This window comes from Streptomyces sp. NBC_00461, from assembly GCF_036013935.1.
GTDB lineage: Bacteria > Actinomycetota > Actinomycetes > Streptomycetales > Streptomycetaceae > Streptomyces.
The window spans coordinates 657,300-671,190 of the sequence record NZ_CP107902.1 but is presented as its reverse complement, the minus strand read 5'-3'; the positions used below and the strand labels follow the sequence as shown (position 1 = coordinate 671,190).

The window sequence follows — 13,891 nt, the reverse complement described above, 5'->3', positions numbered from 1 at the left end:
CTGTGAACGCGTTGACGAACAGGGCGGGCCGGTGGGGGACGGCCGCGCAGTTCCCCGTGCCCCTTGAGGGGCGCGGTACTGCACAGGACTTCGCCACGGCTGCTCAGGCGGCGTCGTGGAAGACGATGCCCAGCGTGTGCCGGCGGCCGGAGCGGACGGTGCTCACGCCGTGCCGCATCGCTCCGGCCGACCAGCCGCGCTTGGTGCGCACCGGCCGGTCCCGGGTGGTGAAGACCAGACCGTGGCCCTGCCGCAGCGCGGTCGCCGTACCCCGGGACTGGGCGCGGGGCCGCTGCTCGACCATCAGGAACTCGCCGCCGCAGTAGTCGCTGCCGTGGTCGTCGAGACCGACGACCACCTGCAGCGGGAAGAGCATGTCGCCGAACACGTCACGGTGCAGGGCGTTCCAGTCGCCCTGCCCGTAGCGCAGCAGAATCTGTGCCGAGCGGTCCTGACCGGCCGCATGACACGCCTCCAGCCACTCCTGCAGGGAGTCCGGCCAGGGCGCCGGACGGTCCAGCCGGGCCGCCCAGTCCCGCGCGACCGGCAGCAGACGCGGGTACAGGGCGGCGCGCAGCGAGGCGACGGCTGCCGGCAGATCGTGGGTGAAGTACCGGTACTCGCCGGAGCCGAAGCGGTGCCGCGCCATGTCGACCGTGGTCCGGAACAGCTCCGGCTTCTCGTACAGCGCGACCAGTTCGCGGCACTCGGCGGCCGTCAGCAGGGGACCGGTCGGTGCGCTGCCGTGCACGTCCAACTCGGCGGCGAGCGCCGCCCATTCGGTGCTCGCGACGCGCCTGCGCGCTTGGGCCTCGGTGAGAGTCATGCCGTCTCCTCCCCTCACACCAGCATCTGCTGCAGTGCACCCTCGTGCGTGAGCAGACGCACCTTGCGCTCGACACCGCCCGCGTACCCGCGCATCGAACCGTCGGCGCCGATCACCCGGTGGCAGGGGCGGACGACCAGCAGAGGGTTCGCCCCGATCGCGGCACCCACGGCCCGGATCTCGGCCCGCGGCACGTCCAGCAGCGAGGCGAGTGCCCCGTACGTCGTCGTGGTGCCGTACGGGATCTCGTCGAGCGCCCGCCACACGCGCTGCTGGAACTCGGTCCCCTCAGGGGCGAGGCTCAGGTCGAAGCGGATGAGCCGGCCCTCGAAGTAGGCGGAGAGCTGCCGGGCGGCCTCGCCGAACGCCTCGTCGTCGCGCCGCCAGTCGGCACGCACGACGGGGGCGTTGCGCTGCGCCGGCACGGACAGCGAGGTGAGCGTCGTCCCCTCGCCCACCAGAAGGAGTTCCCCCACAGGGCTGTCGATCTTCGTGTACGTCGTCATGGCTCAAGTCTGCTGCGCGGCGCAGCCCGTCACCGGCGGGAATCGGACCTGGTCCTCAGCCGGTTCGGGCTTGGAAGGTACCGGCCCCGAGGCGCTGTGACCTGCACATATTTACGAGTAAGTACCCCAGCGGTACCGTGAAGGCATGCCAGCCCTGAATGTCGAGTTCAGCGACCGCGAACTTGAGGACCTGCGGCAGATCGCCAAGGAGCGCGGTACGTCGATGAAAGCACTCGTGCGCGAGGCCGCCGCGGCGGACATAGCCCGGCACCGTGCGCTGCAGGAGGGCGCGGAAGCCTTCCGCCGCTTCTTCGCGTCCCACGCCGACGAGTTCGCGGCCGCCTTCCCCGACGACGAACCGGCCCACACGAGCGAGGGGCGGGTCGCCTGACCGATGGCACCCGTCATCCACATCGACGTGCCCTGGCTGCTGCAGCGCCACGAAGAGGTCCTGCCGGACCAGCCCACCGTCAACGACTTCTCCGCGCTGGTCGCCGCCGTCGCCCGCCACCGCGTCGACCCGCCGCGCCTGGGCGTGGACTCCGACCCGGCCTGGCGAGCCGCCGCCCTGCTGCACACCCTCGCCCTGCTCAGGCCCCTGCCTGCTGCGAACGCGCGCTTCGCCTGCGCGACGGCCGTGGCGTACATGTTCGTCAGCGGCGTCGGCATCGACCCGCCCTACGGCGCCCTCGTCGACCTCGCCCGCGATCTGATGTCCAACAAGGCCGATGTCTACGGCGCGGCCGACCGGCTGCGCTCCTGGCAGATCTGAGAGCCATCGACCCGCCCCCGGGGCCGCCGACCGAGGGCGGGAGGAACAAGGTCGGCGGCCCGTGCGGCGCAGGAGAGCCGCCATCCTGCGCAGGGCCTCCGAGAAGGGCCGTACCCAGTGCACTACGGGGTGGTGCGCGCCGGGAGCGTGCGTGACGCTCCGGCGCGTGCGCCTCTTTCACACGGGGCGCATGGAATGACGAAAGGTCATGCGGGTGAGACGAGTTGTCGCCGCTTCTGACCAACTTTCAAAGAGGCGGACGTTGCCTGAGTGCCTTGTTGGTCGTGAGTAAGTTGTGCAAGAGTGAACTACCCGTGCGGGAGGTGTAATGGCCGGGTGTCGATCGGCCTATCCGAACCGGGTCGAATGGACATACCTGAATTCACGCCCCCTGTATGGCCCATGCGCGTGGGAAGGAATCCGCTCAGTGCCCACCCCCCACCCACCTCGACCCCCTTACCCGCCGCCCGGCAGGGTTCCCGGAGAATCCGACGAGAACCTCGCCACCCGGCTCAGGGGCCGTCCCGACGGTGAGGTCGCCCAATCCGTCGCGCTGCTCATGGCGCGGCACTGGCAGCCCGCCCGCGATTACGCGGACATCTGCCTCGCCTCCCAAACCGATGTCGCCTCCATGGTGACCGCGGCCACCTTTCACCAGGTCCTCGACCGGTTGGCGTTGGGCGAGGCCGCGCTCGCGGTGCGCCCCCGGCTCCTGGTGGCCGTCAGGGAGACGGTCCGTGTGTGGTCCGCCGAGGACCGGATATCCGACGTTCTGCCGGAGCTGATGAAACCGGCCGGCGGGCGCGGTATGCGTACGGCGAAGTCCATGACGCCCGAGAATCGCAAGCTGGCCGAGCGTTCATTCCACGCCCTTCCCGGACTTTCCCGGTGTTTGCTCTGGCACACCGAGGTCGAGGCGGAGCCCATTTCCATACCCGCCGGCCTGCTCGGCATGGATACCGACACCGCGTCGGCGGCACTCGAACAGGCGCGTGAAAAGTTCCGCGAAGGTTGTGTACATGCCCATCGGGAACTCGCGCCGAGCAAGGATTGCCGGTTCTACAACCGCCTCCTCGACGTTCCGATTCGCCGGGGTGGGACCCTGCTGCCGGATGTCCAGCAACATCTGGCCCAGTGCCCCTACTGCCGTTTCGCCGCTGAGCAACTGAGCCATTTCGAGGGCGGGTTGGGCGTACTCCTGGCCGAATCGGTGCTCGGCTGGGGTGCCCTCCGCTACCTCGACACCCGACCCGGCCGCACACAGCAGCCGGAGCGCACGCGCAGCTCGTCCGCACGGCACGGCGGCGGACGCCCGCGCATCATGCCCCGTATCCCGCTGCCGGGCCGCAGGTCTCCCGGGGCGCCACGGAACTCGCGGGCCCTGCTGACCGGAGTGGGCGTCGCCTCCGCCGGGTTGCTCGCGACCGTGTTCGCGGCCGGACTGTTCTCGCACGACGACGGCGTCGACCCGGCCGCCTCCAACGGCGCGAACGGCGGGACCACGCCGGGCGTCGGCTCCCAGTCGTCACCCGGAACCGCCCACCTCCCCACGGCGCCGGGCCAGTCCAGGCTGCGCAACGCCGGCGCGGACCTGTGCCTCGACATCAGGGGCGCGGTGAAGGACGGGGCCGGGACCGAGCTGGCGGCATGCTCGGACGCACGCACCCAGCAGTGGTCGTACGAGAGCAACGGGCTGGTGCGCAGCGTGGCGGACTCCGGCCTGTGCCTGGACTCGCATGTGGACGCCGGCGTGGTCGTCCTCGGCAAGTGCGCCGCCGAGAAGGACAAGCGGGGCGACGACATGCGCTACGACCTCACCGCGCAGGGGGAGTTGCTGCCCCGCTGGGACAAGCAGCTCGCCCTCACCGCCACCGCCGAGGACCCGGGTGCGGACATCGTCGTCAAGGCCCGCGAGGGTTCCTCGGCGCAGCGCTGGCTGGCAGATCCGACGGCGTCGGCCGACGAGGGCTCGTTGTCGATCACGGGCACCGACAGCCCCGTGGTGCGCGCCGCGCGACTGTCGGAGCGGACCATGTGACCGGGGTCAGCCCACGACGTCCTTCGGCTGCCCGCCGGCCAGGAAGCCGGCCACGTTCTGCACGGCGGCCAGCGCGATGCGGACCAGCGTTTCGCGGGTCACCCCGCCGACGTGCGGCGAGAGCACCACGCCCGGGGACCTGAGCAGACGCAGGGCCTGGGTGGGCGGTTCGGGGTCGAAGACGTCGATGCCCGCCCCGGCCAGGGCGCCCTTCTCCAGCGCGTCCGCGAGGGCGTCCTGGTCGATGAGGGCGCCACGCGCCGTGTTGATCACGAACGCCGTCGGCTTGAGGAGCGCGAGCCGCCCGGCGTCGAGCAGATGCCGTGTCCCGGTGGTCAGCGGGGCGTGCAGCGAGACGTAGTCGGCCGTGCGCAGCAGTTCGTCGAGCGGGACGTGGCGGGCCCCGCCTAGCCGGGCCTCCGTCTCCTCGGGCAGCCTGCGGCGGCCGGCGTACACGATGCTCATGTCGAACGCGACCGCGCGGCGGGCGACTTCCTGCCCGATGTGCCCGAGCCCGACGATGCCGAGCGTCTTGCCGGACAGCTCGGTGAGCGAGCGCTGCAGCCGGGGCAGCGCCCAGTCGGCCTCGACGAGCGCGGAGTGCGCCGGGATCAGCTGCTTGGCGAGCGCGAGCATGAGGGCGAAGGTCTGCTCGGCCACGTTCTGCGACTCGGCGCCGCTGGAGCCGATGTTGCACACGGGTACGTCCTGGGCCCGGGCGGCCTCCACGTCGACGTAGTCGAAGCCGTGGCTCGCGCACTGCACCAGCTCCAAGTCCGGTGCGGAGGCCAGGTGTTCGGCCGTCACCGGGGACAGTGCGGTGATGATCACATGCGCCGTGTGCAGGGCGGCCGGGTCCTCGTCGGTCGCCTCGACGACGATGACGTTCGCCTCGCCGGGAAAGAGGGTGGCGAGTCCGGCACCGGCGGCACGGCCGCCGACGTGCGGGGCGACGACGGCGAGAACGTTCTTCGGGGTAGTGGTCATGCGGACTCCTCGATGAGGTCGGCGGGCCCGATCGTGGCGGGAGCGGCGTGTCCGGACAGGGCGAGCGTGAGGTCGAACTCGGCGAGCAGGCAGCGGATCACGTGCTCGACGCCCGCCTGCCCGTCGAGGCCGAGCCCGTACACGTACGGCCGCCCCACCAGCACCGCCTGCGCGCCGAGCGCGAGGGCCTTGAAGACGTCGTCCCCGGTGCGCACGCCGCTGTCGAACAGGACGGTCAGCCGGTCTCCGACCGCCTCGGCCACCCGGGGCAGCGCGTCGGCGGCCGCGACGGATCCGGCGACCTGACGGCCGCCGTGGTTGGAGACGACCACACCGTCCATGCCGGCGTCGGCGGCGAGCCGTGCGTCGTCCGGGTGCAGGATGCCCTTGAGAACGATCGGGCCGTCCCAGTTCTCCCGCAGGAACGCCAGGTCGGGCCAGGTCTTGCCCGGGTCGGCGAACATGCCGACGAAATGCAGCACGGCCGCGTTCGGGTCCTCGTGCACCGGCTTGGCGAGGCCCGCCTGGAAGGCCGGGTCGGAGAAGTAGTTCGCCGTGCCGACACCGTGCAGGAAGGGGAGATAGGCCTGGTCGAGATCGCGGGGGCGCCAGGCCAGCAACGGCGTGTCGAGGGTGACGACCAGCGCGGTGAACCCGGCCGCCTTCGCCCGGTTCAGGAAACTCCGCGTCACCTCACGGTCCTTGGCCCAGTACAGCTGGAACCAGCGCTCCGAATCGCCCATCGCCTCCGCGACCTGCTCCATCGGCGTACTGGACGCCGAGGACAGGATGTACGGCACCCCCTGCGCGGCGGCGGCGCGGGCGGCTGCCGGTTCAGCGTCCGGGTGCATGATCGACAGCACGCCGACGGGCGCCAGTGCCAGCGGGGCGGGCAGGGCACGGCCCAGCACCTCGACCGACAGATCCCGCTCGTGCACGTCCCGCAGCATCCGCGGCACGATCCGGCGTCGCTCGAGTGCCGCCCTGTTCGCCCGTGCGGTGCTGCCGTCGCCCGCACTTCCCGCGACATAGCCGACCGGTCCGGGCCCGAGGCGCTGCTCGGTCAGCTCCTCCAGCCGGGTCAGGTCGGTGGGCAGCCTGGGTACGGCGCCCGACATCCCGTTGAGATAGATCTCGTACTGGAAGTCCGCCCAGTGCTTGGCCATGGAAGGGTCCCGTCTCTCGTCCCGGAGAACGCGCTGCACGCCGACGATACCGGCCGGTAGGTCGGGTGAAGAGGCAGGGTGCGACCGCCGACTCACGCAGGACGCGCGCCGGTTCACGAGGCTGCGAGAACGCGGGCCGGCGGACGTCGTCGAGCTACCCGCCGAGGACCACGTCCACCGTGTGGTGACCGGTCGCGTCACCGGGCAGGACGGGTTCGGCCGCTCGCCCGTCGATCGTGCACGACCGCACCCGGCTGCCGCCCCCGCTCACGGCGACGTCGAGCGTCATGCCCCGGTAGCGCAGCCCCTGCAGGCTCACCGCACCCCACTGCGGCGGGAGGCACGGTCGCAGCCGCAGCCTGTCCTCGGCGAAGGCCAGCCCGAATAGCCCCTCGTGGACCATCCGTAGATACGCCGTCACCGACCAGGCCTGGTCGGGCTGGGAGACGAAGTGTTCGGGCTGCCCGCTGCCGCCCTCCTGCCAGCCGCCGTCGACGGCGCCGCTCACCGAGTCGTACAGCTCGTAGAAGTTCCCGCCGCTGCCGGTGACGAGTGCGGCGAGCCGCTCCACGGAGCGGGCGAAGAGATCGGTGCGGCCCGCGTCGGCGGCGGCGTTGCCGTACAGGCCGTGGACCATCGGCCACACCATGACGTTGTGCCGCCCGGGTCTGCGGTCGTCGAAGCGGGGGAAATGCGGCCAGACGTTCACGATGCCGTGGGGCTGCCAGTGGGCGGTGTCGAGGATCAGGCCCGCCCGGGTGCGGTCGGCGACGCCGCACAGGACGGCGAGGGCGAGGCCGGCGCCCTCCTGGGAGGTGTCGACGTGACCGTCGGCCCGGACGAAGTAGGCGTACGTCCCGGCCTCCTCGCGCCACAGACGCCGGTCGACCGCGGCCCGCAGACGTGCCGCGTCGGACCGCAGGGACGCGGCCCGCTGCGGCTCGCCGAGGGACTCGGCCATGCTCGCCAGTGCCAACTGGGCTCCGTGGTAAAGGCAGTTCGTCGACAGGCACATGAGGGCTTCCGTGCCGGGATGGTCGAGGACGAAGGACGAGCGCACGCCCGGTGCGGCGGGTGGACCGGGGTAGCCGGAGATGCCGTCGTTCATGAAGCCGGGCCCCCGGAACAGGCCGTACGCGGCGTCGAAGTCGCGGGCCCTGCGGGCGGCGAGGGTGTTGAAGGAGGTCTCGAAGGCGCGGCCGAGGAAGTCCCGGTCGCCCGTGACGCGGTAGTGGTGCAAGGCGGCCGGGATCCACACGACCTGGTCCCACCACTGATCGTCCTGCTGCACGACGAGCCCGTGCGGGCCGCGGTCGACGACCGACAAGAGTTGCGGCCGACGGCCGGCGCCAGCAGGCTCGCGCCGTTCCACGCGTTGACGGCCGCGTCCCGCGTCCACCGCTGAGGTGAGGGGTAGCCGCCACCGGCCCGTACGAACGTCCCGGGCGGGTGGGCGAGCAGCCCCGCCCTGTCGTACACCGTCGGGTCGGCGTGGATGGTGTGACGGTCGGCCAGAGCCGTCAGCGCTCGCGTGTAGAGGTCGCCGAGCCTGCTCCTGGTCGCGGGGTCGGCGAAGCGGAGAGTGGGCATGGTGTACCCGTTCCCTTGGGCCGTGGCGCCCGCACTCGCCGTGCCGAGGGCCGCCACCGCGGCCAGAAAGCCCCGCCGTGGCAGCCGCCCACGTCCGGTCCGTCTTTCGCCCGGCATGATCCACCCTTCCTGGCTCCCGGAGCCAGTCTGACCCCGGGTGCTGTGGAACGAGCGGGCCCGTGAAGGGTGGCGCGATCAGGCGCTGGGATCGAACGCGATTCCGGACGGCTTCGCCGACGAGAGATGTGCGGCGAAGTTGCTGTCCTTCAGACCGAAGTTGGCGCTCCCGAAGTCGTAGGTGCTCAGCTTGTCGCGCAGGCCCGCGGGGTAGCCGTCCCAGCCGACCAGCGGCGGATACTGCCAGGTGTGCTTGTCGTTCTCCGGCGGCTCGTCGTTCGTGTTCGCCAGCCGGAAGCAGTGCGTTCTGATGCCGTCCTTGTGGTAGACGATCTTCGCGTGCGAGCCGTCGAAACGGACCTCGGAGGCCGCATGCACCGTGAACGAGCCGTGGTTGGACGTCGAGACGTACTTGATCTGGTTGTCCTGCACCCAGATCACCACGTGCTCCCAGTCGTTCCGGTGCCCGCCGATGCTGCTGCCGGCGAGGGCCTGGTCCTTCTCGAAGTACAGGCCGTACATGTACGCGCACCAGCCGTTGTTGCACTTGTAGCGCGAGTAGCTGTTGGTGTTGTCGAGGTCGGAGGCGTCATGGCACTGCCCGTTGAGGGCGCCGGTCGGCTTGAGGCCGCCGTTGATCGTGCCGTCGGGGCCTATGGCGGGGCTGGAGTAGCAGCCGTCCGTGTCGTAGTCGAAAGCCGGCTGGTACGTGAACTCCGCGGCGTCCGCGGCCGCGGGCAGCGCTTGGGGCGGGGCGGCGAAGGCGGCGGCGGGGAAGGCGATGACGAGCGTGGCGGCGCCGGCCAGACCGGTCAGCCATCTCCTGCGATGCAGCTTGGACTTCTGCGACGACACTGCGTCCTCCTCTTGGTCCGGGCGCAGCCCAACGGCTGTGGGGGGCAAGGGAGTTCAGCATCCCGGGTTTTCACTTCCGGGCCAAGAGGTCGCAGGCGTACCAGTGGTGAAGCGCAGCCCAATGTTCGGTTGATGACGGGGTGTCAGGCAATGGGCCCATCCGGATCGTCCGGGATGTCGGCCGACGACTCCTCGGGCGCCAGGTCGGGTCTCAGCCGCTGCCACGACGGCTGGCGCAGCATTCCGGCCCGGGTACGGGTGCTGTAGCGGACCTCGCCGACCAGCCGGGGCACCACCCAGTTGGCTCCCACGACCGGCGGTACGGGGTCGAAGGGGCATACGTCGGTCGCGGCGGCCCCCAGCAGCGCCGCCAGTTGCGCACGCTCGGCCTCGCTCCAGCCGGTGCCCACGCTCCCGACGTACCGCAGCCGCCCCGCCGCCCGTTGTCCGACCAGGACCGCGCCGGGCAGTCCCGACAGTCGCCCCCTGCCTGGCAGCCAGCCGCCCACGACGACGTCCTCACTGTGCATGTTGCGGATCTTGATCCAGGCCCGGGAACGCACCCCGGGTTCGTACACCGAGTCCAGTCGCTTGCACACCAGGCCCTCCAGACCGTGCTCACGGGTGGCCCGCAGGGCCTGATCACCGTTCCCGACCAGCGCGGCCGGGGTGGACCAGAACGGACCGTCGAGACTTAGCCGCTCCAACTGCCCCCGCCGCCGGGCATACGGGAGCGCCGTGAGGTCCTGTCCGCCCAGGTGCAGCACGTCGAACAGGACGAGGTGCACGGGCACATTCGCCGCCTGCCGTGCCGCCCTGCCGGGCGCGTGCGCCAGCCCCATGCGGGACTGCAGCAACTGGAAGTCGGCGCGTCCACGGTCGTCCAGCGCCAGTACCTCCCCGTCCAGCACGGCCGGTGTCGTACCGAGCGCCGAGCCCAGCGGCCGCAGCTCGGGGTACGCACCGGTGATGTCCTCCGCGGACCGTGCCCGCAGCAGGACGCTGCCGTCCCCTTCGAGGTAGGCCACCACGCGCTGGCCGTCCTGCTTGGTCTCGTAGGCCCAGCGGGCGTCCTGTGCGGTGGGCGGCAGCTTGCCGGCTCTGGCGAGCATGGGCGGGATCAGGGGGAGCGTCACGGGATGACTGTCGACGGTGCGGCCCGCCGCCATTCGCTCCGCGCGCCGCTTTCCCCTGAACGGGGCTGTTGAACGGCGCTGTCCGCAGGTAACGAAGCTGCCTACAGACTGCTTGCCGGGGTCAGCAGATCATCGAGACCCACCCGGCGGAAGAACTCGACACGGATGCGGTCGGCCACGGCGGAGACGACCTCGCTGCCGTCGCGGCTCGGGTCCACGTGGATCCGGAACGGCCGCCTGCCGGGCGGCAGTTCGACGGTCCGTACGACGGCCTTCGCCACGTCGCCGACATCGGCGTCCGGCGGTATCAGCCCGGCCAGCCGCTCGTTCACATCCTCCATCAGCGCCTTGTACCGGCTGTCGTAGGCGGCGGCCCGGTCGGCGTCGGCCGGTGCTCCGGCGTGGGCGAAGTGGTTCGTGCCCGAGGTGAAGGCGCCCGGCACGACGATCGAGGTGTCGATGCCGAACCGTACGAGTTCCGCGGCGTAGCTCACCGCGAGGGCGTCCATGGCGGCCTTCGCCGCGAAGTACGGGGCGAGGAAGGGCGGGCAGCCGCCGCGCGTGCTGGACGAGCCGATCCACACGAGATGCCCCTGCCCCTGGCGGCGCAGCTGGGGCAGCGCGGAGCGGTTGACGCGCTGGGTGCCGAGCACGTTCGTGTCGTAGACGTCCGCCAGCTGCTCGGGGGTGAACGCCTCGGCCGGGCCCAGCACCATGTGCCCTGCGTTGTGGACCACCACGTCCAGGCGGCCCTGCTCGTCGACGACGCGGACGACGGCCGCATCCGCGCTGTCCTGCCGCGTCACGTCCAGCTCCACGGACCGCAGCTCGACTCCGTGCTCCGACGCGTGGGCGGCGAGGTCCGCGGCGGCCCGGGCGTTGCGTGTGCTGAGGGCGCGCATGCCCGCGTACACCGTGTGTCCGCGCCCGGCGAGCGCGCGGACGGTGAGGGCGCCGAAACCGCTGGAGGCGCCGGTGACGAGGATGACCCTGCTGTCACTCATGACTGTTCCTCACCGTTTCTCATTGTTCTCACTGTTCCTCTCGACTCTCGAAGGACGTGGCGCGCCGTCAGATGATGCCGCCGTTGGCCCGCAGCACCTGGCCGTTGATCCAGTGGCCCTCGGGGCCGGCGAGGAAGGACACGACGTTGGCGATGTCCTCCGGAGTCCCCAGTCGCTGCAGCGGGGGCTGCGCGGCCAGGCGGGTGACGGTCTCCTCGTCCTTGCCGTCGAGGAACAGCTCGGTGGCCGTGGGACCTGGCGCGACGGCGTTCACCGTCACGTCACGGCCGCGCATCTCCCGGGCGAGGATCAGTGTCAGCGCCTCGACCGCACCCTTGCTCGCGGCGTAGGCGCCGTAACCGGGGAAGGCGAGACCCACCACAGAGGTGGAGAAGTTGACGAGCGCCCCGCCCGGGCGCAGCCGGCGGGCGGCCTGCTGGTCGACGACGAACGTGCCGCGGATGTTGGTGCGGTACACGGCGTCGAGCTCACCGAGGTCGAGTTCGGCGACGGGGGAGAGGGGCATCCGGCCGGCGGCGTGGACGACCGCGTCCACGCCGCCGTACGTGGCCTCCGCCAGATCGAACAGGGCACCGACCTCGGTCTCGTCGCCGACATCGGCGCGGGCTGCGTACGCGGTGCCGCCCGCCGCCTCGATGGTGCGTACGACGTCGTCGGCCGCGTCCTTGTTTCCCGCGTATCCGACGACCACGGCGAACCCGTCGGCGGCGAGCCGCTGGGCGACCTGCCGTCCGATGCCGCGCGATCCGCCCGTCACGATCGCGGCGCGCCGGTCCGTCTGAGGCTGAGTGGTCATGACTGCGTCCTTCGCTTCTGTTATCGATGCTACGGCTAGTTCGTATCGACGATAACACGAATTCGTAGCGACGGTACAGCCCCTTTCGTATCGGCGCTACGAATGGCGTACCGTGGACGCATGGATGCGAGGGAAAAGATCCTGGAAGCCGCCACGGACCTGCTGGCCAAGGCGCCGGTCGCGGATGTCTCGACGCGTGCGGTCTGCGAGGCAGCCGGGGTGGGGGCGCCGATGCTCTACCGGCTGTTCGGCGACAAGGCCGGGCTGCTTGCCGCCGTCGTCGACCGCGGTTTCGCGGAGTACCTCGCCTCCAAGCGGGCCGCCCGGCCCAGCGACGACCCGGTCGCCGACCTTCGGAGCGGCTGGGACAGCCACATGCGCTTCGCGCTGGAACACCCCAACCACTACCGCCTGATGTACTCGCCCGAGCTGACGGCTCCGCCTGCGGCGGCCCAGGAGGCGCACGCCCTGCTGCACGGGATCCTCGAACGCTGCGCCGCCAACGGCCGGCTCACCGTCCCGCCCGCCCTCGCCACCCAGATGATCATGTCGGCCAACGTGGGCGCGGCCCTGTCGATGCTGACCAGACCGGAGCAGTACCCGGACCCGCAGTTCTCCGAGCGACTGCGTGACAGTGTGCTCGACTCGCTGACCCGTCCCGCCGAAACGGGCCAGCCACGCGAGCGGGACAAGGCCGTCCCTGTCGCCGCCGCGACGCTGGCCGCCCGCCTGCGCGCCCATCAGACCCCAGTGTTCACGCCCGCCGAGTCGGCGCTGCTGGAACAGTGGCTGGACAGACTCTCCGCAGGCTGAGCCGTGAGCCGTGAGCCGTGAGCCGTGAGCGGTCAGATGTCGGCCGTCAGCCGTCAGATGCTGGCCGCCGGCCGTTGGATGTCGGTGTGGATGTCAGATGTCAGTTGTCAGCGGGCATCGATCCGCGGGCGGCGACACCGTCGTGAGGCCCGATTGGTGGGCGATGACGACGAGTTGGGCGCGGTCGCGGGCGCCCAGCTTGGTCATGGTGCGGTGGACCTGCGTGCGCACCGTGGGCGGGCTGACGGAGAGCTTCTCGGCGATCTCCTCGTTCGAGTGGCCCTCCGCCACCCAGCCCATCACCTCGCGCTCAGGGGTGGTCAGGGCGGAGAGGTCCGCGGAGGCCATCGGGCGTTCCTTCTGCGCGGGGGCGGCCAGGAAGCGTGTGATCAGCGCGCGCGTGGCGAGTGGGGAGAGCAGCGAGTCGCCCGCGGCCACCGTCCGGATGCCGTCGAGGAACGCGTCGGCGGTCACGTCCTTGCCGAGGAACCCGCTGGCGCCGGCCTGCAGCGCCTGGGCGACGTACTCGTCGATCTCGAACGTGGTGAGGATCAGCACGCGCGTGCCCGACAGATCGGGGTCGGAGCAGATCGCGGACGTGGCGGCCACGCCGTCGGTGCCTGGCAGGCGAATGTCCATCAGCGCGAGGTCGGGGCGGTGCACGCGCGCGAGTGCTACGGCCTCGCCGCCATTGGTGGCCTCGGCGACCACCTCCATGTCGTCGCAGGAGTCGATCAGGATCCGGAACGTGGCCCGGAGGAGGGCGTGGTCGTCGGCGAGCAGCACGCGGAGGGTCATGGTGTCCGTTCTTCTCGTCTCATGGCTGCGGTTCCCTGGCGCCGGGCAGTTCGTCACGGCAGGGAGCGGCGGGTTACAGGAGGAGGCGGGTGGCGACCTCGAATCCGTCCTCCAGCGGGTGGCGGACCTGGAGGGCGCCACCGACGGAGTGGGCGCGTTCGTGCTTGCCTATCAGCCCGAAGCCGTGCCCCGGGGCGGCGGTCGGGACGACGGCGCACGTGCCGTCGTCCGTGAGGATCATGGTGTCGACGAAGCGGACGTGGTCGTCCGCATAGCGCTGCCAAGGGATGCTCATCGCGTCTTTCCGGTCGGGTCCTGGAAGCAATGGTGGGCGATGCACGCCAGGAACGACGGGTGAGGATCGCCCGTGTCCCGCGACACGAGCGACGCTCTCGGAGGGAAGCCGGGGAGGTCAGACGGGGGGCGGGCACCCTGCGGCCGGCTCGGCGGTGGCCGGATCGCCAAG

At 71.2% G+C, this 13,891-nt stretch carries 15 protein-coding genes; 4 read left to right on the top strand and 11 right to left on the bottom strand.

Annotated elements, in window-relative coordinates; all coding sequences use genetic code 11:
- Positions 1–103: 103 nt before the first annotated feature.
- Together OG870_RS03215 and OG870_RS03210 are read right to left on the bottom strand one after the other, a co-directional pair.
- Positions 104–826 carry a 2OG-Fe(II) oxygenase gene (locus tag OG870_RS03215; protein WP_266524446.1) on the bottom strand — a complete coding sequence of 241 codons (723 nt, stop codon included), beginning with the start codon at positions 824–826 and terminating at the stop codon, positions 104–106.
- A gap of 14 nt (positions 827–840) precedes the next feature.
- Positions 841–1,332 carry a methylated-DNA--[protein]-cysteine S-methyltransferase gene (locus tag OG870_RS03210; RefSeq protein WP_266593686.1) on the bottom strand — a complete coding sequence of 164 codons (492 nt, stop codon included), beginning with the start codon at positions 1,330–1,332 and terminating at the stop codon, positions 841–843.
- A gap of 145 nt (positions 1,333–1,477) precedes the next feature.
- Between OG870_RS03210 and OG870_RS03205 the strand changes: the two genes are divergently transcribed.
- The 3 genes from OG870_RS03205 to OG870_RS03195 all read left to right on the top strand — a co-directional run bounded on the left by OG870_RS03205 (position 1,478) and on the right by OG870_RS03195 (position 4,142).
- The gene (locus OG870_RS03205) at positions 1,478–1,723 is read left to right on the top strand and encodes a hypothetical protein (protein ID WP_266524450.1); all 246 of its coding nucleotides are present in this window, start codon (positions 1,478–1,480) and stop codon (positions 1,721–1,723) included.
- A 3-nt stretch (positions 1,724–1,726) separates the two neighbouring features.
- Positions 1,727–2,104, top strand: a complete 378-nt coding sequence (locus OG870_RS03200; RefSeq protein WP_266524452.1) for a toxin Doc — start codon at positions 1,727–1,729, stop codon at positions 2,102–2,104.
- Between the two features lie 427 nt (positions 2,105–2,531).
- Positions 2,532–4,142, top strand: a complete 1,611-nt coding sequence (locus OG870_RS03195; RefSeq protein ID WP_266593688.1) for an RICIN domain-containing protein — start codon at positions 2,532–2,534, stop codon at positions 4,140–4,142.
- Positions 4,143–4,148: 6 nt separating this feature from the next.
- Here the strand turns inward: OG870_RS03195 and OG870_RS03190 are convergent, their stop codons facing one another.
- From OG870_RS03190 to OG870_RS03160, 7 genes are all read right to left on the bottom strand, one after another.
- The gene (locus OG870_RS03190) at positions 4,149–5,129 is read right to left on the bottom strand and encodes a 2-hydroxyacid dehydrogenase (protein WP_266524456.1); all 981 of its coding nucleotides are present in this window, start codon (positions 5,127–5,129) and stop codon (positions 4,149–4,151) included.
- Positions 5,126–6,295, bottom strand: coding sequence for a lactate 2-monooxygenase (locus OG870_RS03185; RefSeq protein WP_266524458.1), 1,170 nt, complete (start codon positions 6,293–6,295; stop codon positions 5,126–5,128). Before OG870_RS03185 ends, OG870_RS03190 begins: the two co-directional genes overlap by 4 nt.
- Before the next feature lie 154 nt (positions 6,296–6,449).
- The gene (locus OG870_RS03180; RefSeq protein ID WP_266593690.1) at positions 6,450–7,622 is read right to left on the bottom strand and encodes an MGH1-like glycoside hydrolase domain-containing protein; all 1,173 of its coding nucleotides are present in this window, start codon (positions 7,620–7,622) and stop codon (positions 6,450–6,452) included.
- Positions 7,623–8,080: 458 nt separating this feature from the next.
- Entirely contained in the window at positions 8,081–8,857 is a 777-nt protein-coding gene (locus OG870_RS03175; RefSeq protein WP_266524462.1) for an NPP1 family protein, read from the bottom strand.
- Positions 8,858–9,000: 143 nt separating this feature from the next.
- The gene (locus OG870_RS03170; protein ID WP_266593692.1) at positions 9,001–9,993 is read right to left on the bottom strand and encodes an ATP-dependent DNA ligase; all 993 of its coding nucleotides are present in this window, start codon (positions 9,991–9,993) and stop codon (positions 9,001–9,003) included.
- Positions 9,994–10,094: 101 nt separating this feature from the next.
- The gene (locus OG870_RS03165) at positions 10,095–10,997 is read right to left on the bottom strand and encodes an SDR family NAD(P)-dependent oxidoreductase (RefSeq protein ID WP_266593694.1); all 903 of its coding nucleotides are present in this window, start codon (positions 10,995–10,997) and stop codon (positions 10,095–10,097) included.
- Between the two features lie 67 nt (positions 10,998–11,064).
- Entirely contained in the window at positions 11,065–11,814 is a 750-nt protein-coding gene (locus OG870_RS03160) for an SDR family oxidoreductase (RefSeq protein WP_266524468.1), read from the bottom strand.
- A gap of 120 nt (positions 11,815–11,934) precedes the next feature.
- On the opposite strand from OG870_RS03160, the gene OG870_RS03155 reads away from it, so the two are divergent.
- Complete coding sequence (locus OG870_RS03155) at positions 11,935–12,627, top strand: TetR/AcrR family transcriptional regulator (protein WP_266593696.1); 693 nt, start codon at positions 11,935–11,937, stop codon at positions 12,625–12,627.
- Between the two features lie 93 nt (positions 12,628–12,720).
- On the opposite strand, the gene OG870_RS03150 is transcribed toward OG870_RS03155, so the two are convergent.
- On the bottom strand, positions 12,721–13,425 hold the full coding sequence (locus OG870_RS03150) for a response regulator (protein WP_266593698.1): 705 nt from the start codon (positions 13,423–13,425) through the stop codon (positions 12,721–12,723).
- Between the two features lie 73 nt (positions 13,426–13,498).
- Positions 13,499–13,720 carry a hypothetical protein gene (locus tag OG870_RS03145; protein WP_266593700.1) on the bottom strand — a complete coding sequence of 74 codons (222 nt, stop codon included), beginning with the start codon at positions 13,718–13,720 and terminating at the stop codon, positions 13,499–13,501.
- Positions 13,721–13,891: the final 171 nt, after the last annotated feature.

Bases quoted from the DNA above. Each gene is read 5' to 3' on its own strand.
- OG870_RS03215 (WP_266524446.1), bottom strand. From the start codon at position 826: ATGACTCTCACCGAGGCCCAAGCGCGCAGGCGCGTCGCGAGCACCGAA.
- OG870_RS03210 (WP_266593686.1), bottom strand. From the start codon at position 1,332: ATGACGACGTACACGAAGATCGACAGCCCTGTGGGGGAACTCCTTCTG.
- OG870_RS03205 (WP_266524450.1), top strand. From the start codon at position 1,478: ATGCCAGCCCTGAATGTCGAGTTCAGCGACCGCGAACTTGAGGACCTG.
- OG870_RS03200 (WP_266524452.1), top strand. From the start codon at position 1,727: ATGGCACCCGTCATCCACATCGACGTGCCCTGGCTGCTGCAGCGCCAC.
- OG870_RS03190 (WP_266524456.1), bottom strand. From the start codon at position 5,129: ATGACCACTACCCCGAAGAACGTTCTCGCCGTCGTCGCCCCGCACGTC.
- OG870_RS03185 (WP_266524458.1), bottom strand. From the start codon at position 6,295: ATGGCCAAGCACTGGGCGGACTTCCAGTACGAGATCTATCTCAACGGG.
- OG870_RS03165 (WP_266593694.1), bottom strand. From the start codon at position 10,997: ATGAGTGACAGCAGGGTCATCCTCGTCACCGGCGCCTCCAGCGGTTTC.
- OG870_RS03160 (WP_266524468.1), bottom strand. From the start codon at position 11,814: ATGACCACTCAGCCTCAGACGGACCGGCGCGCCGCGATCGTGACGGGC.
- OG870_RS03155 (WP_266593696.1), top strand. From the start codon at position 11,935: ATGGATGCGAGGGAAAAGATCCTGGAAGCCGCCACGGACCTGCTGGCC.
- OG870_RS03150 (WP_266593698.1), bottom strand. From the start codon at position 13,425: ATGACCCTCCGCGTGCTGCTCGCCGACGACCACGCCCTCCTCCGGGCC.
- OG870_RS03145 (WP_266593700.1), bottom strand. From the start codon at position 13,720: ATGAGCATCCCTTGGCAGCGCTATGCGGACGACCACGTCCGCTTCGTC.